At 50.4% G+C, this 3,060-nt stretch carries 2 protein-coding genes and 1 pseudogene; 2 read left to right on the plus strand and 1 reads right to left on the minus strand.

Translation table 11 applies throughout. The features are described 5' to 3' along the window. Positions 1 to 1,623 (minus strand): PHP domain-containing protein (locus STRDD11_RS14680; RefSeq protein WP_346962593.1); only part of this gene is annotated, 1,623 nt, incomplete at its 3' end. Positions 1,624 to 1,808: 185 nt separating this feature from the next. Between STRDD11_RS14680 and STRDD11_RS10835 the strand changes: the two genes are divergently transcribed. Together STRDD11_RS10835 and STRDD11_RS10840 are read left to right on the plus strand one after the other, a co-directional pair. Further along, entirely contained in the window at positions 1,809 to 2,516 is a 708-nt protein-coding gene (locus tag STRDD11_RS10835) for an ABC transporter ATP-binding protein (protein WP_128837292.1), read from the plus strand. Between the two features lie 14 nt (positions 2,517 to 2,530). Then, a pseudogene (locus tag STRDD11_RS10840) lies at positions 2,531 to 3,060 on the plus strand (lantibiotic ABC transporter permease); the annotation flags it as partial.

Below are 3,060 nucleotides of genomic sequence, written 5' to 3' on the forward strand. Positions count from 1 at the left end.
CTGGAAAATCCCCTTGGTATCACCAGCCGCAAAGAGCTTGAGCGTTTCTGCATCTTCCAGGTCAATAGCAGCAATGTCAATAGCCACTTCATGCTTTTTCATGGCTGCTTCCTTCATGCGCTGGACAAAGGTCAGATTGCGCAGGCCCAAAAAGTCCATTTTCAACAGACCGTTGCTTTCGACACCGTGGGCATCATACTGGGTGATCAGCATGTCTTCGCCGTATTTGAGGGGGATATGGTCGGTCAGATCATTGTCGCTCATGACGACGCCGGCCGCATGGATAGAGGTCTGGCGCGGATTGCCTTCGATTTTCTTGGCAATGTCAAAGGCCTGCTGGTATTCGGGCTTGCTGTGGATAATCTGGCGAAAGGCCATGTTCTTCTCATAAGCCGAGGTCAGACTGTCTCCAAATCGGATTTTTCTGGTGATATTGGTCAGCTCATACTCGGGCAGGCCGTACCGCTTAAACACATCGCGAATGGCCTGCTTGGCCCCAAAGGTCGAGTAGGTGACAATCTGAGCCGCATGCCAGCTGCCGTAGCGGTCACGGACATAGCGGATAAACTCCGGCCGGTAGACATCCGGAATGTCAATATCAATATCCGGCATGGTATAGCGCTCCAGATTGAGAAAGCGCTCAAAAAGCAGGTTTTTCTCCACTGGGTCAATACCGGTAATTTCCAGTGCATAGGCCACCAGACTGCCGACTGCAGACCCCCGGCCCATGCCCATATAGTAGCCCTGACTGCGGCCGAAACGCAGCAAATCCCAAACGATGAGAAAATAATCATCAAAGCCCATCTGGTGAATGACAGCCAGCTCCTGCTCCAGCCGATCCGCATACTGCGGCCCGTTCAGGCCGCGCTTGAGAAGACCGGCCTCGGCCCGCTCCCGCAGCTCCTCGGCTGCCGGCCGCTCCGGATTAAAGCGGGGCAGTTTCAGTTCTGTATTGATATCATAATGGACTTCTCTGACAAGCTGTTCCAGATTGCTCAGGCTTTCAGGAAAGCTCTGCTCAAAAGCTGCCGCCAGAGCCTGGGGCGTCAGCAGCAGCTCATGGCTGGCAGGGCTGCCCGCCTCCCGCAGGCTGACATTGTCCCGGATGGCCCGCAGCATCTGCAGCGTCTCCAACTCTCCTGTATGGAAATAACGGACTGTATGCAGGGGCAGGGTCGGCCGCTCAAAGCTCTGTCGGGGCGTGTCCGGAAAGACACCGATATAAAAATCCTGTCCCAGATCCAAGTCTTCCACACCGGCAAAAGCTGGTACAATCAAAGCCAAGCCCTTAAACAGATGCTGGAAATCCTCCCAGTTTTTGCTGCCGGTCATCTTGCGGGTGGAGACCTTCATCAGATTGCGGTAGCCCTGACTGTTCAGAGCCAGAAGCCGGATATTCAGCTCCTGCCCCTCTCTGATGACCGTCAGCTCCAAGCCCAAAAGCGGCTGAATGCCCTCTGCTGCCGCTGCTTCCAGAAAATGATAGGCACCATAGAGATTGTCCACATCCATCATGCCCAAGCGGCTGTAGCCCAGCTCCTTGGCTTTCTGCACGTATTTTTTGATAGAGATGAGACTGTCCATAAAAGTATAAACCGTCTTGGTATCTAACTGTATCACCACATTTTTCTCCTTGAACATGCTTTGCTTCTTCTTATAACTATTATACCGCAATTCGGCCAATGTGGGAAATGGGAGTTTGGCAGAGAGGGCTGTTCCGGCCATCCTTGCTGGCCTGGCTTTTTTTGCTATTTTTTAAAGGAAAAGGTATAATGTGTGTAAACGGAATTTAATATAAGGAGGCACTCATGAATCAGTATCCTCTGGTCTATCTCGACCACATCTTTAAAAACTATGGCGAAGCCCCGGCCCTGTATGATGTGAGCTTGAACATCCAGCCTGGCAGAATTATCGGTCTCTTGGGTCCCAACGGCAGCGGCAAGACAACCATTATCAAGCTCATCAACGGACTCCTGCAGCCAACCTCCGGCCATGTCTATCTCAAGGGGGCCGAGCCTTCCCGAGACAGCAAGCGCTTTGTCTCCTATCTGCCGGACACCACTTATCTGAGCGACAATTCAAAAGTGAGCGAAGCGATAGCCTATTTCCAAGATTTTTACGAAAACTTTGACAGCGCCAAAGCCTTGCAGCTCCTAAAGGATCTCCGTATTGATCCGCAGGCCCGCATCGGCAGCCTGTCAAAAGGAAACAAAGAAAAAATGCAGCTCATTTTGGTCATGAGCCGCCATGCGGACCTGTATATCCTGGACGAGCCAATCGGCGGTGTCGATCCGGCAGCCCGTGACTATATCCTGAGAACCATCATCCAAAACCGCACGCCTCAGTCTTCGGTCATCATTTCCACTCACTTAATTGCAGATATTGAGTCGATCTTGGATGAAGTCATCCTGATCAATCAAGGTCAGATTCTGTTGCATGAAAATGCTAATCAGCTGCGCCAACAGTACAATCAGTCTATTGATAATCTCTTCCGCAGCCAGTTTCGCTTTTACTAGGAGGTCTCTGCTTTATGTTCGGAAAACTGTTTAAATACGACTTTAAGTCCAATTACAAATGGTACTGTATCACCTTTGCCATCTTTTTAGGCCTCTCGGTCTTCATGGGATTGTTTGCCGGCAGCGTGCTAAAGCCGGATCAGCTCAATTATTTTAGTGATTACCCAACTTCTACTGCTGGCTTTGTCATTATTTTCTATTTGCTCTTTCTGATGATTTTTTCAGCAGCCTGCGCTGTCTTTCTGTCCAATACCATCATTATTATCCGCCGTTTTTATAAAAACGTCTTTGGACGCGAAGGATACCTGACTTGGACACTCCCAGTCACGCCGCACCAAATCCTTCTCTCCAAGCTCCTCTCTGCCTTTATCTGGAGTCTCTTGTGCATGCTGACCATGCTTGTCGGCGGCCTCCTGATTTTTGGAATTGCCCTGCCTATCGTCGGCTATTCCTTGCAAGAGCTGTTTAAATACCTTGACTACATACCCTCTTTCTGGCTCTGGCTCATCAAATTTGGATTCATCAATCTGCTGCAAACCATCTC

Origin of the sequence: Streptococcus sp. DD11, from assembly GCF_001578865.1 — a bacterium.
Lineage (GTDB): Bacteria > Bacillota > Bacilli > Lactobacillales > Streptococcaceae > Streptococcus > Streptococcus panodentis.

Excerpts from the sequence above, each read along its gene's own strand:
- STRDD11_RS10835 (WP_128837292.1), top strand. The coding sequence starts at position 1,809 with ATGAATCAGTATCCTCTGGTCTATCTCGACCACATCTTTAAAAACTAT.